22 protein-coding genes and 1 pseudogene are annotated in these 21,138 nt (G+C 36.6%); 14 read left to right on the top strand and 9 right to left on the bottom strand.

The genetic code is table 11. The annotated features are described in order from the left end of the window. Window positions 1-61: 61 nt before the first annotated feature. The 3 genes and pseudogenes from P3U61_RS03940 to P3U61_RS03950 all read left to right on the top strand — a co-directional run. Window positions 62-691 (top strand): annotated as a pseudogene (locus tag P3U61_RS03940) (SAR2788 family putative toxin); the annotation flags it as partial. A gap of 14 nt (window positions 692-705) precedes the next feature. After that, window positions 706-1,311, top strand: a complete 606-nt coding sequence (locus P3U61_RS03945) for a DUF3885 domain-containing protein (protein ID WP_015729409.1) — start codon at window positions 706-708, stop codon at window positions 1,309-1,311. Further along, window positions 1,298-1,999, top strand: a complete 702-nt coding sequence (locus tag P3U61_RS03950) for a S8 family serine peptidase (RefSeq protein ID WP_015729408.1) — start codon at window positions 1,298-1,300, stop codon at window positions 1,997-1,999. Before P3U61_RS03945 ends, P3U61_RS03950 begins: the two co-directional genes overlap by 14 nt. Before the next feature lie 227 nt (window positions 2,000-2,226). On the opposite strand, the gene P3U61_RS03955 is transcribed toward P3U61_RS03950, so the two are convergent. From P3U61_RS03955 to P3U61_RS03970, 4 genes are read right to left on the bottom strand one after another with little or no spacing between them, the layout of a single operon-like run. After that, window positions 2,227-3,459, bottom strand: coding sequence for an acetylornithine deacetylase (locus tag P3U61_RS03955; protein WP_015729407.1), 1,233 nt, complete (start codon window positions 3,457-3,459; stop codon window positions 2,227-2,229). Continuing rightward, window positions 3,440-3,961, bottom strand: a complete 522-nt coding sequence (locus P3U61_RS03960; protein WP_014613423.1) for a methylated-DNA--[protein]-cysteine S-methyltransferase — start codon at window positions 3,959-3,961, stop codon at window positions 3,440-3,442. The genes P3U61_RS03955 and P3U61_RS03960 overlap by 20 nt, the downstream gene beginning before the upstream one ends. Window positions 3,962-3,976: 15 nt before the next feature. Beyond that, the gene (locus tag P3U61_RS03965) at window positions 3,977-4,801 is read right to left on the bottom strand and encodes an SPL family radical SAM protein (protein WP_323695719.1); all 825 of its coding nucleotides are present in this window, start codon (window positions 4,799-4,801) and stop codon (window positions 3,977-3,979) included. A gap of 58 nt (window positions 4,802-4,859) precedes the next feature. Then, window positions 4,860-6,149, bottom strand: coding sequence for an aminotransferase class I/II-fold pyridoxal phosphate-dependent enzyme (locus P3U61_RS03970; RefSeq protein ID WP_020219904.1), 1,290 nt, complete (start codon window positions 6,147-6,149; stop codon window positions 4,860-4,862). 234 nt (window positions 6,150-6,383) lie between these two features. Here P3U61_RS03970 and P3U61_RS12260 point away from each other — a divergent pair, with 234 nt between their 5' ends. The 7 genes from P3U61_RS12260 (at window position 6,384) to P3U61_RS04000 (ending at window position 13,011) form a co-directional block, all read left to right on the top strand. Next, window positions 6,384-6,494: a Trp-rich small protein gene (locus P3U61_RS12260; protein ID WP_409373410.1), complete on the top strand. Its 111-nt coding sequence runs from the start codon at window positions 6,384-6,386 to the stop codon at window positions 6,492-6,494. 258 nt (window positions 6,495-6,752) lie between these two features. Continuing rightward, complete coding sequence (locus P3U61_RS03975; protein WP_014613426.1) at window positions 6,753-6,926, top strand: SE1626 family protein; 174 nt, start codon at window positions 6,753-6,755, stop codon at window positions 6,924-6,926. Window positions 6,927-7,369: 443 nt separating this feature from the next. Beyond that, a complete protein-coding gene (gene pmtC, locus P3U61_RS03980) occupies window positions 7,370-8,245 on the top strand; it encodes a phenol-soluble modulin export ABC transporter ATP-binding protein PmtC (RefSeq protein ID WP_014613427.1) in 876 nt (291 codons plus the stop codon). After that, window positions 8,242-8,970: a phenol-soluble modulin export ABC transporter permease subunit PmtD gene (pmtD, locus tag P3U61_RS03985; protein ID WP_020219902.1), complete on the top strand. Its 729-nt coding sequence runs from the start codon at window positions 8,242-8,244 to the stop codon at window positions 8,968-8,970. Before pmtC ends, pmtD begins: the two co-directional genes overlap by 4 nt. Window positions 8,971-9,387: 417 nt before the next feature. Continuing rightward, complete coding sequence (locus tag P3U61_RS03990) at window positions 9,388-10,065, top strand: GntR family transcriptional regulator (RefSeq protein ID WP_014613429.1); 678 nt, start codon at window positions 9,388-9,390, stop codon at window positions 10,063-10,065. A 23-nt stretch (window positions 10,066-10,088) separates the two neighbouring features. Then, window positions 10,089-11,639: a gluconokinase gene (gene gntK / locus P3U61_RS03995; RefSeq protein ID WP_014613430.1), complete on the top strand. Its 1,551-nt coding sequence runs from the start codon at window positions 10,089-10,091 to the stop codon at window positions 11,637-11,639. 10 nt (window positions 11,640-11,649) lie between these two features. Then, the gene (locus tag P3U61_RS04000; RefSeq protein WP_014613431.1) at window positions 11,650-13,011 is read left to right on the top strand and encodes a gluconate:H+ symporter; all 1,362 of its coding nucleotides are present in this window, start codon (window positions 11,650-11,652) and stop codon (window positions 13,009-13,011) included. 87 nt (window positions 13,012-13,098) lie between these two features. Here P3U61_RS04000 and P3U61_RS04005 read toward each other — a convergent pair whose 3' ends face one another. Further along, window positions 13,099-13,656 (bottom strand): thioredoxin family protein, encoded by a 558-nt coding sequence (locus P3U61_RS04005; protein WP_037542611.1) that lies wholly within the window; start codon window positions 13,654-13,656, stop codon window positions 13,099-13,101. Window positions 13,657-13,835: 179 nt separating this feature from the next. Between P3U61_RS04005 and P3U61_RS04010 the strand changes: the two genes are divergently transcribed. After that, entirely contained in the window at window positions 13,836-14,399 is a 564-nt protein-coding gene (locus P3U61_RS04010; protein ID WP_101457725.1) for an HAAS signaling domain-containing protein, read from the top strand. Next, a complete protein-coding gene (locus tag P3U61_RS04015) occupies window positions 14,396-15,238 on the top strand; it encodes a DUF4097 family beta strand repeat-containing protein (protein ID WP_101457726.1) in 843 nt (280 codons plus the stop codon). Before P3U61_RS04010 ends, P3U61_RS04015 begins: the two co-directional genes overlap by 4 nt. A gap of 100 nt (window positions 15,239-15,338) precedes the next feature. Here P3U61_RS04015 and P3U61_RS04020 read toward each other — a convergent pair whose 3' ends face one another. Both P3U61_RS04020 and P3U61_RS04025 read right to left on the bottom strand, forming a co-directional pair. Next, window positions 15,339-16,382, bottom strand: a complete 1,044-nt coding sequence (locus P3U61_RS04020) for a C45 family autoproteolytic acyltransferase/hydrolase (protein WP_101457727.1) — start codon at window positions 16,380-16,382, stop codon at window positions 15,339-15,341. A 712-nt stretch (window positions 16,383-17,094) separates the two neighbouring features. Next, entirely contained in the window at window positions 17,095-17,484 is a 390-nt protein-coding gene (locus P3U61_RS04025; protein ID WP_014613436.1) for a hypothetical protein, read from the bottom strand. 166 nt (window positions 17,485-17,650) lie between these two features. Between P3U61_RS04025 and P3U61_RS04030 the strand changes: the two genes are divergently transcribed. Together P3U61_RS04030 and pglS are read left to right on the top strand one after the other, a co-directional pair. Next, a complete protein-coding gene (locus P3U61_RS04030) occupies window positions 17,651-17,824 on the top strand; it encodes a hypothetical protein (protein WP_014613437.1) in 174 nt (57 codons plus the stop codon). Between the two features lie 218 nt (window positions 17,825-18,042). Next, entirely contained in the window at window positions 18,043-19,092 is a 1,050-nt protein-coding gene (gene pglS / locus P3U61_RS04035) for a 6-phosphogluconolactonase (protein WP_101457954.1), read from the top strand. Window positions 19,093-19,198: 106 nt separating this feature from the next. Here pglS and P3U61_RS04040 read toward each other — a convergent pair whose 3' ends face one another. Together P3U61_RS04040 and P3U61_RS04045 are read right to left on the bottom strand one after the other, a co-directional pair. Further along, window positions 19,199-20,578 carry an aldehyde dehydrogenase gene (locus tag P3U61_RS04040; RefSeq protein ID WP_014613439.1) on the bottom strand — a complete coding sequence of 460 codons (1,380 nt, stop codon included), beginning with the start codon at window positions 20,576-20,578 and terminating at the stop codon, window positions 19,199-19,201. A gap of 269 nt (window positions 20,579-20,847) precedes the next feature. Next, the gene (locus tag P3U61_RS04045) at window positions 20,848-21,129 is read right to left on the bottom strand and encodes a GNAT family N-acetyltransferase (protein ID WP_014613440.1); all 282 of its coding nucleotides are present in this window, start codon (window positions 21,127-21,129) and stop codon (window positions 20,848-20,850) included. Window positions 21,130-21,138: the final 9 nt, after the last annotated feature.

Raw genomic sequence — 21,138 nt, forward strand, 5'->3', positions numbered from 1 at the left:
GTCCATTTTAGCAATTTGAATTTAAATACTTTGAACCAATAAATATATTATACAATAATAAAATAAAAACATTAAAAATACCAAAATTAGTGAGGATAAAAATGGCGAAGTGTCACGTCTTTCTACATCGATAAATAATAGAGAATTAGATTTAGATACTGTATTAACTAATGATTTCAAAACAGGAGACATTAATTTATCCGGGGAAATCTCTAATATAGAAGAATCTAAACAGGTAGATTATACAATTGATTTAACATATGCTGATGAAAAAGACATAGCTGGGTTTTTAATAGATAATTTAACTGGCGAGGAACATGAATTTGATACAAGATTGGCTGAAGCTTCTGCCGCACCTATAGTAGTTGTGGCGGTAATGGCTGCTAGGTATGGTATCCAGTGGACTATTAAAAAGTACGGTAAAAAGGCAGTGAGTAATGCTATAAAATCAAATACGCATAAAGTGGCGAAAGGAATAAACTCTAGCCCTCTAACTAGTAAAGGAGTGGATATCGGAAAATTCACACAAAAAGTGAGAGGGAAAAACCCAGTCTATAGAGATCCTAAAACTGGATGGTCTATTTCAAAAAATAAAGGGCAGCCTCATGGAGGATCTTATTGGAAATTGTTGGATAAAGGTGGTACAAGAAAAGCTACTTTAACTAAAGATGGAAAAATACTTCGTAAATAGGGTGATTGATAAAAATGAGTAATATTATTAGTTGTATGGAAGTAAGTGGTTTAAAATTCTCTGAAGGTGAAAATGCTGTTCATTTAGATTTAAGTGAAGGCGAATACCCTTTTTTAGATGATGGAAAAAGCTTTAACAAAGATTATTTTGCAAGGATTCATAACAATGCAATTCAAATTTTACAAGATTTGTTTCAACAAAGTAATACTATTGATATAGTTCTTTTATATTATTTATATGGGGACTCATTTAAAAAAACTAGATTCAAAGAAAAGTTTAGTTATTTCAATAATAACGAAATACCAGATTTTAAAGAATATATTAATGATGAAGGCATTCAATGTTATATTTTTTCTTATAAAAATAAGAATTTGAAGGATTTAAATTATAAAAAATTAGTGCGAGCAATTTCCAATCAAGATTTTAAGGGTTTATTCCCAACAATTAACCAAAAAGACAATTACTTAGATATATATTTAATGGATAGTAAAAGAGGCATATTATTTCACTTGTATGATGATAGAGGACTGTGGCTATATTTTCTAAATAAGCAGTCATATAAAATTTATTCTCAAAAATACAGCAACCTCTTGTTTGATGTAAGTCATGAAATGGATTAAAGTTTATTTAAAATTAATAATACTAATTTTATTATCGGTATTTATATATTTGAATTATAATTGCAAGTATGAAAAAAGTAAAATAGCAGTTCTAGATACAGGTGTTGAAAAGAAAGCTATTAAAAGCAAAGTAATATCTCGTAATTTTACTCTTGACAATAACTCGAATAGCGTACATGCTAATAAAGTTTCAAAAATTATAGAATATGAAGCAGATATAGTTATTTACGATGCTAAAGTTTTGAACCATCATGGTAACGGAAGATTGGAGGATACTATATCAGCACTTGACTGGGCAATTAAAAATAATGTCGATATAATAAATATGAGTTATGGCTTTACTAAAAATTATCCTGAATTACATAGAAAAATAAAAGAAGCTCATGAAAAAGGCATTATTATTGTAGCTGCAAACGGTAACGACATTTTTGGTGGTAAAGAATTTCCAGCTTCCTATAAAGAAACTATATCGGTTGGAGTCTTGAATAAGGAAGGTTCAAAGTCTGTCTTTAATTCTAACGATGATGCTGACGTATTCATTTCGGTTGATAATAAATTGCCTAATAGCGGTGAGAATACTTCTATGGCTACAGCTTATGTATCTAATAAATTGACTAAACTGTGCAATAGGAACTTGAGAAACATGGACAAAGATGAAATATTAAAGTTAATTAATGAGTTAAATTAATTAACAACGTATAATAATTATGTTTTCACAAAAGTTAAAAATACGAATCAATTTTTAACATTTATGAGGCAATTAGGTTATTAAGTTTGAGATATGTGATGCTAGAATGACATCATACTCGTTATGATATAGCCTCATCACACTTCATAACAAAATAAAAACCACTTTACTAAATGATGTCACGACATTTGGAAAGTGGTTTTTACGTATTGTGAAAATGTTTACGATTACCGCTCAGGTTTCTCATACCATGATTTTAAAAATGTATACAAGACTTCCGTAAAATAATCCAAATCTTGAATGCGAATTTTTTCATTCGTTCCATGGGCTTCGTCGAGTTCGCCTGGTCCATATAAAATGGTTGGAATGCCAAAGTCTGCGGTCCAACCGCCATCTGTTACTGTTGTGCTCATTGTCGTTTGAAGCGGTGCCTGGTGTACGTCTTCATGTGCTTTAGCTAACATGTGAAATCCAGGATGAGATGTCGGTAAAGTGAAGCTTGGGAAGATTTCACCTTTCTCTTCAATCATAGAAGCGCCACCCCATTCGAATTGAAGTGGATTTTGACTAAGCCATAAATCACTATCGGCAATTTTATTTAAATACGTTTCAATTTCTTCTATAATGGTGGCGTAACTTTCGTCAGGCAAATAATGCACGGTAATCCATAAGCGACATTGGTCAGCGATAAAAGCAGGATGACGCCCGCCTTCAATTACAGCTGGATTAATCGTATTGGCGCCTGGTGGCATGCCGGGATAAGATTTCGTAACTGCCCAATGCCGTTCGAGTTCTTGTAAGGCTTGTATGATTTTTATCATTTTTTCAATCGCACTCGCACCATGACGACCACCACCTGCGTGAATGATATGACTGCGCGCACCGTCATGGATCGTCTCCTCACTTTGAATTGTGATCCATCCGGTAATGACGCCGCCTTGTCCCATCGCAATGTTATTGCTTGTATCTAACACAAGTGCTAAATCAGCTTTTGGTGAATGTTCACAGGCGACTTTTGTACCTGCTTCGCCAACTTCTTCGCCGACAACAGAGTGTACGATAATATCGCCTTCAGGTTGTAAGCCTTCTTGGTGCAAGCGTTCTAAATTATAAAAAAGGGCGGACATGCCACCTTTCATATCAGCAACGCCTCTACCAAATAGAAAATTATCTTCTGCAGTCAGTTGAAAAGGATTGAAGCGCCAAAATTGTTCATCTTCAACTTCTGCAACATCGACATGTCCGTTTAAAATTAGACGTGCTGCTTCTGGATTCCGTCCTTTTAAAGTGCCGACGACAATACAGTCATTGTCATAAAATGGAATCGTTTGGACTTCAAAACCTATGTCTTCAAGCCAAGATGCAATTTGAAGTTGTAACAGGACGGTATTGCGGGCAGGAGGACTCACTGTCGGATGCGCAATTAATGTTTGAAGTATATCAAATTGTCGTTGTTCCATAAGGATGCCCCTCCAATGCTAATAAGCGCTTTTTACGATGCAAACCACTATTAAAACCACCTAATTGCCCATCTTTTCGTAAGACACGATGACACGGCACGATAATAGACAACGGATTTTGACCGATAGCAGATGCCACAGCACGTACACTTTTTGGACGGCCAATCATTTGTGCGATGTCACTATAATTTACAACCGCCCCAAAAGGAAGTTGTTGAAGGGCTTGCCACACTTGTTGTTGGAATGGTGTACCAATGACGTGTGCGACAGGTGTCTTGAATGTGTGACAATGCCCATGAAAATAAGCTTCCAACTCTAAAGCAATTTGGTTCACAATTGGGTGGTATGAAATTTGAATGAGTCGTGCTTGCTTTTGAAAATGTTTCAATGCAGTTTGATAATCTTTTGAGTCTGTAAATGATAAACCTAACAAGGCGTCATCATTCACAACAGCAGTCATTAACCCAAGCGGTGTATCAATATGTTGAAAGTAAAATGACATCCGGTTCGACCTCCTTTAATTTGATTGAAATGGCACGAAACCATTACTACTGATCGCAATGTTGTCATGTGGAAAAGCGTCTTGTATTAATTTTAACACATGCAGATAGGTGTCTGGATGATACCAAGACTGTAAATCGAAATCTTCGTATAAAGACTGAATGCCGAGTGATTGTGTGCGACGACCGTTTGACCCATCACCCATAAAGTAATCGTCAATCGTAACACGGTCGACATGTTTAGCTAAACGTTCGCCAAACTGATTCGTACAAGGTAGGACAGATGCAACGGCAATTTGTGTTGGAATATGTGCTGCACGAAGTTTGTCCACAGTTTTGAGACGAGATTGAATACTCGGTGCTTTGGGTGTGAAATGCCGAATGATGTCTTCACGGTCGCTTTCTACGGTCATACTCACGATGAAATTACCAGGATAAGATTGAAGGATGTCGATATCTCGTTGTATAAGCGGGCTACGTGTTTGAATGAACAAAAAATCAGGCGGACAGTCATGCATTTCAGATAATAAATAGCGCGTCATTTCATATTTTTTCTCAAGTGGCTGATACGGGTCGGTAGAAGAGGACATGAATACTGTGAAAGGTCCTTTAGCTTTATTTTTCTGGAGCTCTTTTCGAAATTTCAGCTGTTCATCTGTTTTAGCAGTGACCCAATCGCCCCAAGTTTTACCTGAAAAGAGCGAAATCGGTGAGCGACGTACGTAACAGTAAGTGCACGCAAATTGACAGCCCATGTATGGATTCAAAGTATGTGTATAATCTTTTAAATAGCCACTCGCTTTCGTTAAAAATTGTTGTGGCTGACGTGATTGGATGTCCATCAAATCCTCCTAAAATAAAAACAGACAGGTGACTTGCGACGACCTGTCTGTGCTGGATTTATGCTTGTAATGTTTCAATCGCTGTAGCAATAGATTTAAATACGTGTGGTAAATCTTCTTTTTCAATACAACTAAAGGCGATGCGAATATCAGTTTCGTTAAGCGCAACGATACCGATTGAATGCTTCTCAATCAAATGTACACGTAATTCTTCAGCATTCACACCTTTCACTTTCAACGCCATGAAGTAACCAGAGTTAAAGTCATACGGTTGCCATAATGATTGGTATGCTTCATCATAAACAAGTTCTTTTGTCACTTCATAACGTGCTTGTAAAATTTGAATGTTATGTTGCACTTCATCATTGAAAGATGCCCCTTGTTTCAGCGCGTGTTGGACGGCTGCTTGAGAAGGTGTAGCACCACTTGAGTTGTTGCTACGAATGAGCCCTTTCATTTTAGCTTCTAACACGGTTTTAGTCGTGTCATTTGTAGTACCAAAAGTTAAGAAACCGACGCGGAAGCCCCATGCGAAAAACTCTTTTGTCGCACCATCTAAACGAATAGGTAACACACGTTCATTGTTTAATCGTGACAGTGCAGTGAAAATCGATTGTGTATAAACATCTTCATAAAATAAGCCATAATATGCATCATCAACAACAGCAACGACATTGACACCGCGTTTTCCCAAACGGTCAATTGCTTGAACAATTGCTTCAACTTCATCCGTTGTAGGTGTGTAACCAGTTGGGTTGTTTGGATAGTTTAACAGCATGATGACTTTATCTTCTTCAAATTGATCTAACGTTTTCACGAGGTGCTCGATTGTGAAATGACCTTGTGCATCAAAAATAGGGTAAGTTTGCATTGTTGCTTGGTGACGAATACCATACACGAGGTTATAGTTGCCCCAATTATGTTGCGGTAATAATACAGTGTCACCTGGGTTTACAAATAAATCACCAATTAATGATAAACCGTGTGTTAAAGCGTTCGTCACGATAGGTAAACTCATCGCTTCTTGCGTTAAGTCAGGATTCTCTTTTAACATTTTTTGTTGCCATAGTTCACGTAATTCAGCTAAGCCTTGTGGTGGGGCATAAGCAAAAACTTCATCTGTCGTTAAATGATCAAACATGCCATATAACGTTTCAGTGTACATTTTACCTTCGGCTGTTGTAGCCATACCGATTGTCGCGTTATATTTTGTCGCTTTGGCTTCAGCAGATTGTGTCAAAATACCTTTTGGATAATACATATTTGTTCCAAGGTCGGAAAGCATATCTAGGACGACTGGATTTTCTTCACTTAACTGTTCGTTTAATTGTAGCGCTAAAGGGTTCATAAGATTCGACCTCTTTCTATTTTTTCATCATATACGTCTATCATACAGTGAATAACAATAAATTTAAAGAATAGACTGATAGAAAATTCAACTTAAAAGCGCAAAATAAGAACACATGTTCGGTATTTTATGTTAAAATAAATGTAGCCACCACTCCCTACATTTTTGGCGCTTTATAGGAAAACGGTTTCTAAAAGTAGGAGGTGTTTAATCATGTCGTGGACAGAATTTTGGATGTTATTAATTAATGGTGGCATTCTCATTATTTTTAGGTGTTGGGTCGAATCGAAGTGGAGAAGGCGAGATCAGGAAAAACAACAAAAAGATGATTCAACACATACATGAACTAAGGCCCAGCAAACAAAAGCCCCAAACTTGCGGCAACAAGTTTGGGGTGTTTAATCATGTGTGGATACACTATTATTTTATCACCTTCACAATTTGGAGGCAAACGATTTATTTACGAAAGATATGTAATGTTTAGGTGGTGAGTTTAAGAATGGGTTTGGAGGAACTCGACGTTATCAGTTCATGAAGTGCTGTTGACAAATGGCTCAGCTTTTTCTAATGTTTGAATCAGCAATTAATTAAAAGGAGAATCCAATGAAACATTTAACAAAAGTTTTTGTCATTATTGCGTTATTAATTTTTGTTATTGGCATCATCTTACAGTTTTTAGGGGAAGAAACGTCAGCCATCAAACTGTTTATCGCGACCATTTTATTTATGATTTGTGCCTTTATTAGCCGTCATAATGATCGGAAAAAGCAACGTTAAGCAATTAAAAGCATTGAATTTGATGAAATGTAATGTAAAAAAGTTTAAAATTTTAAATATAACAAGTTGATAGTTGTTTTCTATCAGATGATTTTGTTATGTTAACGAGTGTTGAACATTTCTATTCACGACAAATGCTTTTGGGAGAAATGTTGAAGTGTTGACATATAGAAGTATTCGCACTCAGTACATAGGTGTGTCGTCATTTATAACACGAGTTCAGTCTATCCTTAATGATAAAGGGGAATTTTCAAAAAGTGCAGTCGAAAATATACATATTTCACATTTTTTGACTGACCAATACTATTTAACAGGATGCGCTATTAAGACGATAGTGAGTTGCTCAAGGTTCAATGAGCCATACTTTATGATCAGTAATCGCAATTATATGAGTGAAGTCATTTCAAATGTATCATCTAATCAATAAACAGGAGGATTCGTGGATGGAATTGAAACAAATCACCAAACAATATGGCAACAATACTGTCATTGATCGCGTTGATTTTGCATTTAATGATAGTAAAATTGTTGGATTAATTGGTAAAAATGGTGTTGGTAAAACAACATTAATGAAAATTATGAATGGCAATATTATTAATTACCAAGGAGACGTTCAAGTAGTCAATGACGATAAAATCGGTTATTTAATTGAACATCCGAAACTTTACGATAATAAATCAGGTCTATACAATTTAAAACTTTTTGCGCAAGTTTTAGGTACTGGTTTTGATAAAGCGTATACGAATCATATTATTAAAGCGTTTGGTATGGAGTCCTATATTAAGAAAAAAGTGAAAAAATATTCAATGGGGATGAAACAAAAACTGGCTATCGCTGTTTCTCTCATGAATAAACCGAAATTTTTAATTTTAGATGAGCCAACAAATGGCATGGATCCAGATGGTTCAATCGACGTCTTAAAAACCATTGAACAACTTGTACAACAATTAGACATGAAAATTCTCATTTCGAGTCATAAATTAGAAGATATTGAACTCATTTGTGACCGTGCTGTATTTTTGAGAGACGGTCATTTTGTTCAAGACGTGAATATGGCTGAAGGTCAATCCACAGCTCAAACGATTATTCAAGTGGACCCTGATGACTTTGAACAAGCATTATATTACTTAACTGATCATTTTAAAGTCGTACAATCACAGAAAGAATCAGGAGAAATTATTTTAAATGTGCAAAGCGATTATCGCAATTTCCTTAAAGGATTAGCACAAAAAGGTATTTTCCCACAATATATTGAAACACGTAAAGTATCATTACGCGACACTTATTTCAATATTAATCAACGAGGTGGTCAATCATGAATATATTGCAATTGTTCAAATTCGACATCGTGAGTATTTTAAAAAGTCCGCTTACTTATTTAGCGATTCTTCTCGGTATTGCACCATTGCTCATTACAGTCATTATTTTAGTCACGAACGATAATCCGGTAAATGCGAATACAATGTTTAGTGTCGGAAAATGGTTCTTTTCGCTCATTGGTCTACTATTCGTTATCAAAACGATTACACGTGATACCGCTCAAGGAACGATCCAACTCTTTTTAAATCAAACACAGAGTCGTATTGGTTATTTTATTGCGAAAACATTATCTATCATTTTCATCAGTATTTTCACTACAGCTGTTGTCGTTTTAGTCACATATTTAATTCAATGGTCAACTGATGGTAAAGATTTAGATAATGATCAGTCGTGGAAATTACTCGTATTTTATTTAATTTTATTCTTTGTCTATGGGCTATTACTGTTTTTGATTAACCTTATTGTTCAAAAACCAGCATTAGTGTATACACTCGGTATTTTATTGTTACTTTTATTACCAGTCGTGAAACCGTTTATTCCGCTTATTCCTGAAATTGGCGATAATATTCAAGATTCATTAAAGTATATTCCGTTTAGTTACTTAAGCGATAAGACTTTAGGAAATGGTGTGACGTTTACGAACTGGCAGTGGGTCATTAATGTTGGATCCATCGTCGTCTTGTGGTTGGCAAACTTAGCGTTAATCGCGAAAAAAGATATTTAAAACTTACGTCGACTTTTATATAGTAGCTTAATGATTGCTACAGTGAGACGCGCATTCCAAGTGGCTGACTAGAGCATAGGTGTAGGGAAGTCATGCAACTACTACGTTAAGCGGCGACCACTCTCAAAATTAAAAAAATCATTGTGTTTCCAACTTTATGCATCAGGAGTCTTGTACTCCGACGAGCCATTAAAAACATCACTCTACTTCAAAAGTGGGGTGATTTTTTATGCTTTTAAAATGTAACATCATGTATATTGCCACGCCTTACTTTTGAGATTATGTCTTTTTTAATTGCTAGGGTTTGTACTCAAATCATTCGATGAACAATCTTGTAAAAATAAAAATCGATGCGTAAGCGTTTACATTTATATCTTTTTACTTTAGAATACTTGTATACAAGTTAGGAGTGATGAGATGGAAATTCCTAAACAATGGTTGACGTATTTATCAAAAGGGGAGGCCATAGCTGCTACTTTACGCTTAAGTATTATGAGTGGGGAACGTGCTACTCATAAATTACTGACTGAAAACCAAGTCGCAAATGAGTTTCAAGTGAGCCGTTCACCTGTGCGAGATGCGTTTAAAATTTTAGCGCAAGAACGTTTAATTCGTTTGGAACGCATGGGAGCTGAAATTATTCCATTTACAGATAAGCAGCGTCAAGAATTGACTGATATTCGCCTGATGATTGAATCGTTTGCTTTTACGAAAGTTATTCAACGGTCTGATTGGATGGAAATTGTGCAATCAATGCAACAAGCATTAGCTATGATGCAAGTAAATATCCAATATAAAGATGCTGCGAGTTTTGCCGAAAATGATTTGAAATTCCATGAGTTAATGGTTTTAGCGTGTGATCATCATTATTTAACGCATTTATGGCAACAAATTATGCCGACAATGCTATGTCTGAACTATATGAGTATGAAAAAGCGAATGGACGAGAATTTTGAGGATTTTGAACGAGTCATTCAAAACCATGAACTGTTTGTTACAGCGATTGCACAAAAAGATAGAAAAATGATGTATGAAGCATTCGAAGCCAATTTTAATGATTTAAACAACGATATCGGCGCATTTTGGGCACAGTAATATTAAAAGAAAGGTGTATCACTATGGAGAAATATATGATTGGAGTAGATATTGGAACGACCAGCACGAAAGCTGTGTTGTTTAACACTGACGGGGGAGTTCAACAGAAAGCACAGATAGAATATCCATTGCACACACCACGTGTGGATGTTTCAGAACAAGATCCAGATATTATCGTCAATGCAGTGACAGAAACCATTGCAGAAGTGGTACGGAAAGGTGACGTACAACATGAAGCTCTGCAATTTATTTCGTTCAGTGCGCAAATGCATAGTTTATTACTTATTGATGAATTCGAACATCCAATGACTAAAAGTATGACGTGGGCGGATAATCGTGCACGTTTTGCTGCTGAAGATTTACTGAATCATCATGACGGTCATGGCATTTATCAACGTACTGGAACACCGATACATGCGATGTCACCGTTAAGTAAATTATGGTGGTTGAAACAAGATGAAAATGAACTTTTTGAAACGGCAACACGCTATGTCGATATTAAATCATATGTTCTGTACCAATTGACAGGTGAATGGGTGATGGATGCTTCGATTGCCTCAGCTACAGGATTGTATCATTTACAAAATAAAACGTGGGATGAAAAAGTGTTGGCGTTACTTGATATTCCGCCTTCGAAATTACCAACACTCGTATCGACGACGCATCAACTCCGTTTGAAAGATGACTATATAGCTGAAAAACTTGGATTGCGTCGCGATTTGCCTATCATTGCGGGTGCGAGTGATGGTGTATTGTCGAACTTAGGTGTGAACAGTTTTGAACCAGGAGATGTGGCTATTACGATTGGAACATCAGGCGCGATTCGTACAGTTGTCGATCATCCTGTCATTGATGAAAAGGGGCGTATCTTTTGTTATGTGCTCGATGATGAACATTATGTCATTGGTGGGCCGGTCAATAATGGGGGTGTCGTATTGCGCTGGCTCCGTGATGAATTGTTAGCGAGCGAAATCGAGACGGCAAAACGATTAGGGATTGAAACTTATGATGTGATGTCTCGCATTGCACAAAATGTTCAACCAGGCGCGCAAGGTTTATTGTTCCATCCTTATTTAACAGGTGAACGTGCGCCTTTATGGACATCTGATGCACGCGGTTCATTTATCGGATTGACTTTATCGCATCAGAAAGAACATATGATTCGTGCAGTGATGGAAGGCGTATTATTCAATTTATATACTGTCTTTTTAGCATTAATAGAAGTCATTGGCACGTCACCACAATCGATTAAAGCAACAGGTGGCTTCTCAAAAAGTCATTTATGGCGTCAAATGATGGCTGATATTTTTAATACAAATGTTGAAATACCAAAAAGTTATGAAAGTTCATGTCTCGGTGCCTGTGTTTTAGGATTAAAAGCACTCGGACAAATTGATAACTATGACATTGTTAAATCTTGGGTAGGTGCGACACATCAACATCATCCAGAAGCAGTGCATGTCAATGTGTATCAAAAATTGGCTTCTATCTTTATTCAAATTAGTAGAGATTTAAGTCCGTCATATCAAACATTGGCACAATTTCAACGTGATTTAGAAAATAATAAAGAATAGAGGGGATTGTATGTTTCAGGAAATTTGGCCACTGTTGAGTGTGGCTATTGCAATTATTGTGTTATTAATCTTAATTATGAAATTGCAGTTAAATACATTTGTCGCACTGGTTATTACGGCAATGGTGACCGGTATTTTGCTAGGGATGCCATTTGATAAAATTGTCGCAACGATCGAGACAGGTATGGGCGGTACATTAGGCCATATCGCCTTGATTTTTGGTCTCGGTGCGATGCTAGGGAAGTTGCTTGCAGATGGTGGTGGCGCGACGCAAATTGCGGATACGTTAATTGCTAAACTCGGTAAAAAATATGTGCAGTGGGCGATGGTGATTGCATCATTTATTATCGGGATTGCATTATTTTTCGAAGTCGGTCTTGTGTTATTAATACCACTTGTCTTTACGATTGCGAAACGAATGAACGTGTCTCAATTAAAAATCGGTATGCCTATGGTAACCGCATTATCAGTAACACATGGTTTCTTACCGCCACATCCAGGTCCAGTCGTTATCGCTAAAGAATTAGGCGCAAATATTGGAGAAGTTTTATTATACGGCTTTATTGTTGCGATACCTGTGACAATTATAGCGGGGCCTGTTTTTGCGAAAATTGCACCACGTTTAACACCGACAGCGTTTCAACGTGAAGGCGATATTTCATCATTAGGTGCAACGAAGTCCTTTAAAGACGAAGAATTGCCAAGTTTTGGATTAAGTACATTCACAGCATTATTACCTGTATTACTCATGTTATTTGCGACACTTTGGCAACTGATTTCTGGGCATGAAGGAAAAGCGCACAATACACTTGAAAGTATGATTTACTTTATCGGTAGTGCAGGTACAGCCATGCTCATCGCGGTTGTCTTCGCGGTTTTCAGTATGGGTATTCGTCGTGGTATCCCAACGAAACAGGTGATGAATACATTAACACAAGCCATTTATCCGATTGGGATGATGCTGTTGATTATCGGTGCAGGTGGCGCATTCAAACAAGTACTCATTGATGGAGGCGTTGGTGGGGCGATTGAAAAAATATTTACTGACGTGAATATTTCGCCAATTCTATTGGCATGGTTAGTCGCAGCCATTTTACGACTTGCGCTCGGTTCAGCAACAGTAGCGGCAATCTCAACAACGGGTATCGTGTTACCGTTGTTACAAACAGCAGATGTCAATTTAGCGCTCGTTGCATTAGCGATTGGGGCAGGTAGTATCTTCTGCTCTCATGTAAACGACGCAGGTTTCTGGATGTTCAAAGAGTATTTCGGATTAACAGTGAAAGAAACATTTTTAACATGGTCATTAATTGAAACGATTATTTCAGTGAGTGGACTCGTGTTTGTACTGTTTATCAGTCTATTCGTATAAGCTTTGTAAAAAATTAGAGGTTGGAACGTAAAAATTTTTAGATATAATTCATTCAAAAATTTGCATGTCCCAACCCCGTCTTATTGATTAAACGAGTCGAGACATAATCGATTCATACACATCATGCCAAAATGATGCGTCTGTCAAATAACGCTCTCGAATCTTGAGATGTACTTCTTTTTGTTTTTCCTCAAAGCTCGGATCTGTTTTATCCGGCAATGATGCTTTTCGTAACGCCTCAACAAATTTTTGGACATTGAGTGCACGAGGACCCCATACCGCTTTTTGTTCAAACTTCTCATTCATAAAAATATAAATTGGGATGGAACGTGACTTACCATTTGTTAAATATTGATCGATTAAATCTGTGTTATCATCGCGGTGAAATACGCGTACTTCCAAATTGGCTTGTTCTGCAATATGTTTCAAAATAGGGTTATTCATCATTGCATCGCCACACCAATCCTCTGTAATGACAAGGACATATTTGTAGCCGCTATCTTTAATTTTTTCAATTCTCTCATCATCAGTCGGCATATCGAAATCTTTATAAATGTTTAAGAGTTCTGTTTGATTTTGTTCCATATCTTGAATATACTGTTCGAAAGGTTTAGCTTCTGCGTAATAAGTTCTTAAATGTGCCATAAAATACCCCTCCCTTTTTATTCATTATACCAGTGTATGATTTTAAAGAAAATTAAAAAGATTACGACAAATTAAGATTATGACATTTACAATACAAATATTCAAAAAGTGTTTAATTTTACAGCACAACTCCTTATAATTTGAGGTGATAAAAGATTGCAATAAAGGGGGGAGCTGCGGTGGATAAAATTACGTTTTTGAATGAATTAGAATACCAATTACATCGATTGCCTAATCATGTCGTTGACGAAGTGATGAATGAGTATGAAAACCATTTTTATCGTGAAGGTTTGGATGGCAAATCGGATGAAGCCATCGTCAATGCTCTCGATACACCAAAACAAATCGCGAAGCAACGTTATGCGAAATACGCAGTCAAAAATGCTGAAAAGAAACCAGATGTGACGCATTTAGTCCGCGCTGTTTTTGCAACGATTGGCATGAGCATGATTACATTGTTTTTTATTGTGATTCCGCTCTTTTTTGTGGGCTTACTTCTACTCATAGGGACATTTCTCGCTTTAGGCATGTTGTTATCGCCATTGTTACTGTTGATTACAGATGTTTGGTCAGGGATGTTTTCTTTTTCCTTCAGCAATTACTTGTATAGTTTTGCTTATTTAGGACTGGGCATGATGTTTATCGTTATGATTGTTAAACTGATTGCTGCGATTAAAAAATTACTTATTAAATATCTAAAATGGAATGTCAATTTTATTAAAAAAGGAACATCACAGTCATGAGAAAGTTATTTGTATTTGGACTCAGTTGCTTTTTAATTTGTTTTATTTTGGGAACAACCGTGTGGTTTGGTTTTGAAAAGAAAAAACAATCTGTTGAGAAAATCGATAAAACCTTTGAAAAAAACGCAATCAATCAAATTGTAATTAACGTTGATTCGACGCATATAAAAATGGTGCCGAGCGATGACTTTCATATCTCGTATGAAGGCAAACAAGATATGAAAGTTTCAAAACAAAGTCGCGTGCTGACCATTACTGAGATGAATCGCTCAGGTTTTCGAACGCCGAATCTCAACCCCTTTAATAATTTAGAAGGGCAGCTTGAAATCGGTATTCCTCAAAATCAACTTAAAGAAATCGATCTCACTTCGAATTTAGGTGCGATAGATATAGTAGATGTCAATGTTGAGCATGCAACGATTTGGAATGGTGACAGTGGAGAATTGAATATTCATAATAGTGAGTTGACCCATTCTAAATTTAGCGCCAACGAAACGCTTGTCAATATTGAAAACAGTCGCATAGATAAAAGTGAATTCAATATTAAACAAGGAAAAATTAACGGTGAAAAGACGCTACTCAAGAACAGTATTTTTAAGTTGAATAGTGGTGATATTCACTTGAAAGAGATGCAAACGGATTGTGATTTCAAAAGTTCAGTGAAAGATGGCAACATTTACTTAGGGTATCGTCAACCGCCAACTGACGTGATGCTGTCGCTTAATCCTGAAAATGGTAAAGCTATCATCAATAACGACGAGATTAAAAAAGGAAAAAATGGGACAGGTACACATCAAATAGAACTTTATACGACACGTGGCGATATTACTGTTGATTAGGCAAATAATACAGAGGCTTGGATATGAGGTGATCCGAGCCCTGTATTTTTTATATTGTGACGGGGATTTGACATAGAAATTTTATGTCCCATCCCCAACATTAATGTGTAGCAAAGTGAATGTCAGTATCGAGGTGACCTGTTAATATAGTTTTGTCAATTGGCTGGCCATTAAGCCAGGCGCCGAAATCAAATTTGATGGGCGGTTGATTTTCACCTAAAGTGATCCAGGCATAAAGTTGTCGTGGTTCATACATCGTTGTGTGAATCGTGCCACTCCAACTTTTAAATAATTTACTATAGAGTTCATATTGTGGGTCATTAAAACGTTTGAAAATATCGAAACGTGATGGCTCAGATGACTGGACTTGGCCATCTAGCCGCGCCAAACGTTCTTCTGACTCTTTGGTATAGTTACGGTTTTCATGTGTTAGTAATTTAAAATGATTCGTACAAGTCGTATCGTAACGGACATCAATGCTTCTCGGTGTCACTTCAACAATGGCGTGTGCACCTGTCTTATCTTGCACAATATAGCTGAATGAGCTTCGATGGGGCAATACATTTAGAAATTGAATCGCTTCTTCGACATTACGACAATATTCTAATACTAAACGCCCAATCATATAACACACAAAGCCATTCGCAGGTTTTTTGCGGTGCATAAAATTATAAGCCATAACTAATCCATGCTCGTTCATCCCATCCATACGCCCAGTTGTTCGTGACATCGGACCAATTTGCGCATAGCCACCATCAGTGGGTTGGAACAGTTGATAACGTGCATCGTATGTGGCCGGATGATAATCGTAATTGCGTACTAAGTAATCTCCTCCAACAAATACCGAGCAACCACTCTCAGGTAATGTCGTAAAGCGATAATGTGCAAAGTTTAAAATCGCTTGTCTTGTCGGTATGTTTAACACATCTTGAATCCCTTGAATTTCATCCCATATTTTAGGAGCGAACTGTTGGAAAATTTGATAGGTTTTTTCTACATCTATGTCAAAACGAGGGACGCGCTTTTTCCATTCTTTTTCTCTATTTTTCAACATGGCAGTTTGTTGTAGCCATTGACCGGTAGCAACACCATAATCATAATGTGTACCACGAAAAGTTGAAACGTCTGATGATACTTGTTGCATGTGTATTCATCCTTTCTGACATCTGTATAACATAATTTGTTAATAGGTTGTAATATTTCCTTAATGGTAATTCATACACTATTTTAATATACTTATTTTATCATTATAACAATTCGAAAAGTATATTAAATCAATAGGGGGGAAGTATATGTGGGAATACTATTTTAAAGCTAAGCGTTGGTTCTATAGAAATTTCACCAAATAACTGCTGTTTTGAAGTTTTTACGAATAAGTTTAACATGCATACACGATAACACGATGCGTATATGAAAGCGTTTCGTATAGGTTTTAAATATAAATAACACACGAGCAAAAACGAGAACGAAATGAAATAATTTCGATATGAGTAGGTTACAGTGAGAAGTCAATAAGGATATTTACTTGAGGGAACTGAGGTATGGTACGTATCTCGGTTCTTTTTTATGAATGAACCCGTGTGTGTCACAACAAAAGTGGGGCAGAAATCTCCCTTCAAAAGATGGGGCCGTCCCACTTTAACATGTTGAACGATAACTGAAAATCCTGTGTATCGTCGCGCTTTCAGTCCAATTTACGCCAATGAAATGAAGTGAGAAAGAGATGTTGTGCATGTGAAAGATTCAATTGCTGAACTGCATCGTGATTGAAAGGAGGTCTGATGTATACGTCTTGCACTCACCTTATTCAGATAAATACAGTTTGAAGTGATGGCGTCAAGCATTCAATGATGGCGTTATGTTGAGTGAATTTCTGTGACATTTGTTGTGATGTAAATCGTTTTAATACGATGGTTGAGTGATTGCGTGTCTCCAAATGTTATGGCAACAAGTGTTTTCGTTGTTTTTGGATAATCTGGATTTTCTACGGAGTATACATAAAATATAATCATTTGATCGTCGTTGATTTGTGCACGATGAATCATCTCAAAATTCCATTGTGTATCTTTCATTTTGGAAATCTGATTCATACGTTTTCGCAACATATCGATGACATTTGATTTTGTGAGTGACTGTGGTTCTCCGAGTTCATTCACATAATATGCAGCGACACGATCATCTAGCATATCCTCAATTTTATCAATATCATTGTTTTTCCATGAACTTACTAATGATATATATGGCATTTTAAGAGCCCTCTTTCATTATTCTTTATATTGATAATGTAACATATTGGCTTTAAAATTTGAATTGATTTCTGATTAATAAAGTCGAGATTAGGGTATAAGTTTAATGATGTTGTATTTTTATGGTATGATAATTGTAACATCAATAATTTAGAGGTGAAGAGTTATGTGGAATTTCATTAAGGGATTATTTAAATTTTTATTCGTTTCAACACTAGTGATTACTGGCGTTGTAGGTGTTGGTTTAGCAGTGTTGACATATGTATTTAAAAAAGACTTTGAAGAAATCGAAAGCAAAACGAAAGAAATTATTGCTGATATCGAAGCGAACCAAGGTTAAAAGTAACATTCGCTTTTAAAAAGATAAAAGCGTCTTTTGAAGCGTAACCATTTTTATGATTTTGAGAACTGAGAGCGGGGATATGAAGTCTATGAGAGTATTAGATTTCAATCTCGCTTTTTTTATTGTCAAGGTGAAGCGAGATATGAAACGTTTCTCGTGTGTCTCATCATCAAAATTTGGTAAAATAGGCGTAAGAAAATGGAGGGATGCATGCCATGGTAAAAGGTTATATTGGTTCTTATACAAAAAAAGACGGTAAAGGAATTTATCGCTTTGAATTAGATGAACAAGCAGGACGTATTGAAACGGTTGAAACAGGATACGAATTGAATGCCTCAACATATCTTGTCCAACATGAAGATACATTAATCGGAATTACGAAAAATGATAAAAACGCTGGTTTAGCCACATTTAAAATTAAACAAGATGGTAGCCTTGAAAAAACAGGGGAATCATTGGAGTCCTTTAAAGGTTCGGGCTGTTATGTCGCAGTATCACCAGATGGAAAGTATGTTTTTGAAGCGGTTTATGGTGATGGGGTGGCCCGTATTTATGAACTTGATGCTGCAAATAACCGCATTACCCGCTTAATAGAAGAAGTGATTCACGAATACCCACATGGCCCTAATGTAGAGAGACAAGAGCAGTCACATGTGCATTATTTAGATGTCACACCTGAGCACAAATATGTGGTTGCTGTTGATTTAGGTGCTGACTTACTCGTGACATATCATTATGGTGACCAAGGCTTAGAAGTAGCACACAGAACAGCATTGGAACCAGGTGACGGACCTAGACATATTGCTTATCATAAAACTGGACGTTATGCTTACGTCGTTAATGAATTGTCAAATACTGTTGTTGTGATGGCATATGAAGATGGTAGTTTTACGGAATTAGAGCGTCACTTAACGATTCCTGAAGATTTTCTGTTACCTACAAAATTAGCTGCAGTCCGTTTATCACATGATCAACGTTTCTTATATGTAAGTAACCGTGGACACGACAGTATTGCTATTTTCAAATTATTAGAAGACGGTGCCAAACTTGAATTAGTCGACATCGTTTCAAGTGGTGGCGCATTCCCAAGAGATTTTAATATTACAGAAGATGATGCTTACCTTGTAGTGGCGCATCAAGAAGAAAATTCAGAAGTGGTCGTATTTAAACGTGATCTCGATACAGGTCGATTAACTAAAACAGACGATCAACAAACAGCTCCAGAAGGCGTTTGTGTGAAGTTTTTGGACGAAACACACTTATAATCATGTAGAAAAATAATGAAAAGGCTCAGGCATTTTTAAATAATTGCCCAAGCCTTTTTCTTTTGAGTTAAAGTTTGACATAATTGAAGGGGAAAAATAGATACCTTTATTTCTTAAACAGCTTTTTCATGTAGCCGAGTTTCCCTTTATACGGCGGAAACAATAAGCCTGTTTCTAACTTTGTCGTTTTGAAAATGTATGGTTTTTGATGTGAAAATGTTTCGAATGAATATTTGCCATGATAACGGCCAATACCTGAAGCGCCAACCCCGCCAAAAGGAAGTTTCGGATTGGCTAATTGTAAAATCGTATCGTTAATCGCACCACTGCCGAATGACAGTTCATTCAAAACGCGTGTTGTGGCATTTTCATCTTCACTGAATAAGTAAAGCGATAATGGCTTTGGTTTCGATTGGACATATGCGATAGCTTCGTCAAAATCACGGTATGTCAAAATTGGTAAAATAGGTCCGAAGATTTCCTCTTGCATTATCGGGTCATCCGCTTGAACACGATCGAGTAACGTTGGCGCAATGTATCGTTGCTCTGCTGCTGTTTCGCCACCGACAATGATGTTCGATTGATGTGCTGTTAGAAGTTGTGCTAAACGGTCAAAGTGGCGATCATTAACAATACGACCTAAATCTTCACTGTCAATCGGGTGGGTACCATAAAATTCACGAATCGTCGTAGTTAGTGCTTCAATAAAATCAGCCTTAATCGTTTCATCAATAAGGACATAATCCGGCGCGACACACGTTTGACCGGCATTCATAAATTTACCAAAACAGATTCGTTCACTTGCGACTTTTAAGTTGGCAGTTCTATCAATAATGGTAGGTGACTTACCGCCGAGTTCGAGTGTCACAGGAATCAGTTGTTTTGCCGCTGCTTCGTATACGATTTTGCCGACCTTTTGACTGCCTGTGAAGAAAATGTGATCAAATGGCAGTTCCAATAAAGATTGAATCGTTTCGGCACCACCTTGAGCGACAGCAACATATTCTGGGTCAAATGTCTCTGTAATAATTTTTTCAATGACAGCAGCAACATTTGGCGTTAGTTCGGATGGCTTCACAATGGCAGTGTTACCTGCAGCGATGGCCCCAATTAAAGGTTCAAAAATTAATTGAAATGGATAGTTAAAAGGTCCGATAATTAAAACTGTGCCTAAAGGTTCGTTGACAATAAAGCTTTTGGCTGGAAAAAGAAAAAAGGGTGTGTCGACCGCTTGCGATTTTGCCCATTTTGATAGGTTTTTACGCATATAGCGAATGTTATTTAACGTATAACCTATTTCTGTGCCAAATGCTTCAACTTCATTTTTATTTAAATCTTGTTTGAGTGCATCGAAAATCTCTTGTTCATGCAGTTTAATTTGTTTAGCTAACTGTTTTAAAGCTTTTTTACGTGATTTGAGCGAACGTGTCGCATGTGATTGAAAATAACGTTGTGTTGCATTGAATTGTGTGTGAAATGGATTCAATAGGAAATGCTCCTTTCAAATAATCAAATGTCTTTGATCAGTTCAAATAGGGTAAAGTCAGTTGATGTTGCATTTATTGCTATCGTACATGTAACGCTTCATTATGTATGATTGTAACATACTCAGTTAAAATTCATACGCAATAGGATACTCGTATTGCAATCATGTTCAAAAACAGTTTAAATACAATCTTAAATTGACGGTATCGCGATTGTGGTCAAAAAAGAATCGAGACACGTTGGATTGTGCCTCGACTTCAAGTCATCTTTTTATTCCGCTCGATATGGTGCGAGTGATGCATCACGTTCGAATTGATGCGCAACATAACTGCAAGATGGAATAATTTTTAAATTTTCATTTTTCGCTTTTTCAATGACAGCATCAAACAATTGTTTTGCCACACCGCCACCGCGTAAAGAAGGACTGACATAAGTACTATAAACATCGATCACATTTGTATCATAGTAAGAAAATAGAATTTGTGCGTCGGGTCTATTTTCAGTTTCACCGTAATAGAATTTATGATGTCCTGCTTTCACATTTTCAGACATGTTATCACA

This window comes from Staphylococcus pseudintermedius (assembly GCF_034042775.1).
Lineage (GTDB): Bacteria > Bacillota > Bacilli > Staphylococcales > Staphylococcaceae > Staphylococcus > Staphylococcus pseudintermedius.

Coding starts and splice junctions, on each gene's coding strand:
- pmtD (WP_020219902.1), top strand. CDS start 8,242: ATGAATATATTGCAATTGTTCAAATTCGACATCGTGAGTATTTTAAAA.
- pmtC (WP_014613427.1), top strand. CDS start 7,370: ATGGAATTGAAACAAATCACCAAACAATATGGCAACAATACTGTCATT.
- P3U61_RS04020 (WP_101457727.1), bottom strand. CDS start 16,382: ATGCAACAAGTATCATCAGACGTTTCAACTTTTCGTGGTACACATTAT.
- P3U61_RS03975 (WP_014613426.1), top strand. CDS start 6,753: ATGAAACATTTAACAAAAGTTTTTGTCATTATTGCGTTATTAATTTTT.
- P3U61_RS03965 (WP_323695719.1), bottom strand. CDS start 4,801: ATGGACATCCAATCACGTCAGCCACAACAATTTTTAACGAAAGCGAGT.
- gntK (WP_014613430.1), top strand. CDS start 10,089: ATGGAGAAATATATGATTGGAGTAGATATTGGAACGACCAGCACGAAA.
- P3U61_RS03990 (WP_014613429.1), top strand. CDS start 9,388: ATGGAAATTCCTAAACAATGGTTGACGTATTTATCAAAAGGGGAGGCC.
- P3U61_RS12260 (WP_409373410.1), top strand. CDS start 6,384: ATGTTATTAATTAATGGTGGCATTCTCATTATTTTTAGGTGTTGGGTC.
- pglS (WP_101457954.1), top strand. CDS start 18,043: ATGGTAAAAGGTTATATTGGTTCTTATACAAAAAAAGACGGTAAAGGA.
- P3U61_RS04030 (WP_014613437.1), top strand. CDS start 17,651: ATGTGGAATTTCATTAAGGGATTATTTAAATTTTTATTCGTTTCAACA.
- P3U61_RS04015 (WP_101457726.1), top strand. CDS start 14,396: ATGAGAAAGTTATTTGTATTTGGACTCAGTTGCTTTTTAATTTGTTTT.
- P3U61_RS03970 (WP_020219904.1), bottom strand. CDS start 6,149: ATGAACCCTTTAGCGCTACAATTAAACGAACAGTTAAGTGAAGAAAAT.
- P3U61_RS03960 (WP_014613423.1), bottom strand. CDS start 3,961: ATGTCATTTTACTTTCAACATATTGATACACCGCTTGGGTTAATGACT.
- P3U61_RS04005 (WP_037542611.1), bottom strand. CDS start 13,656: ATGGCACATTTAAGAACTTATTACGCAGAAGCTAAACCTTTCGAACAG.
- P3U61_RS03945 (WP_015729409.1), top strand. CDS start 706: ATGAGTAATATTATTAGTTGTATGGAAGTAAGTGGTTTAAAATTCTCT.
- P3U61_RS04025 (WP_014613436.1), bottom strand. CDS start 17,484: ATGCCATATATATCATTAGTAAGTTCATGGAAAAACAATGATATTGAT.
- P3U61_RS04045 (WP_014613440.1), bottom strand. CDS start 21,129: ATGTCTGAAAATGTGAAAGCAGGACATCATAAATTCTATTACGGTGAA.
- P3U61_RS04000 (WP_014613431.1), top strand. CDS start 11,650: ATGTTTCAGGAAATTTGGCCACTGTTGAGTGTGGCTATTGCAATTATT.
- P3U61_RS03950 (WP_015729408.1), top strand. CDS start 1,298: ATGAAATGGATTAAAGTTTATTTAAAATTAATAATACTAATTTTATTA.
- P3U61_RS03955 (WP_015729407.1), bottom strand. CDS start 3,459: ATGGAACAACGACAATTTGATATACTTCAAACATTAATTGCGCATCCG.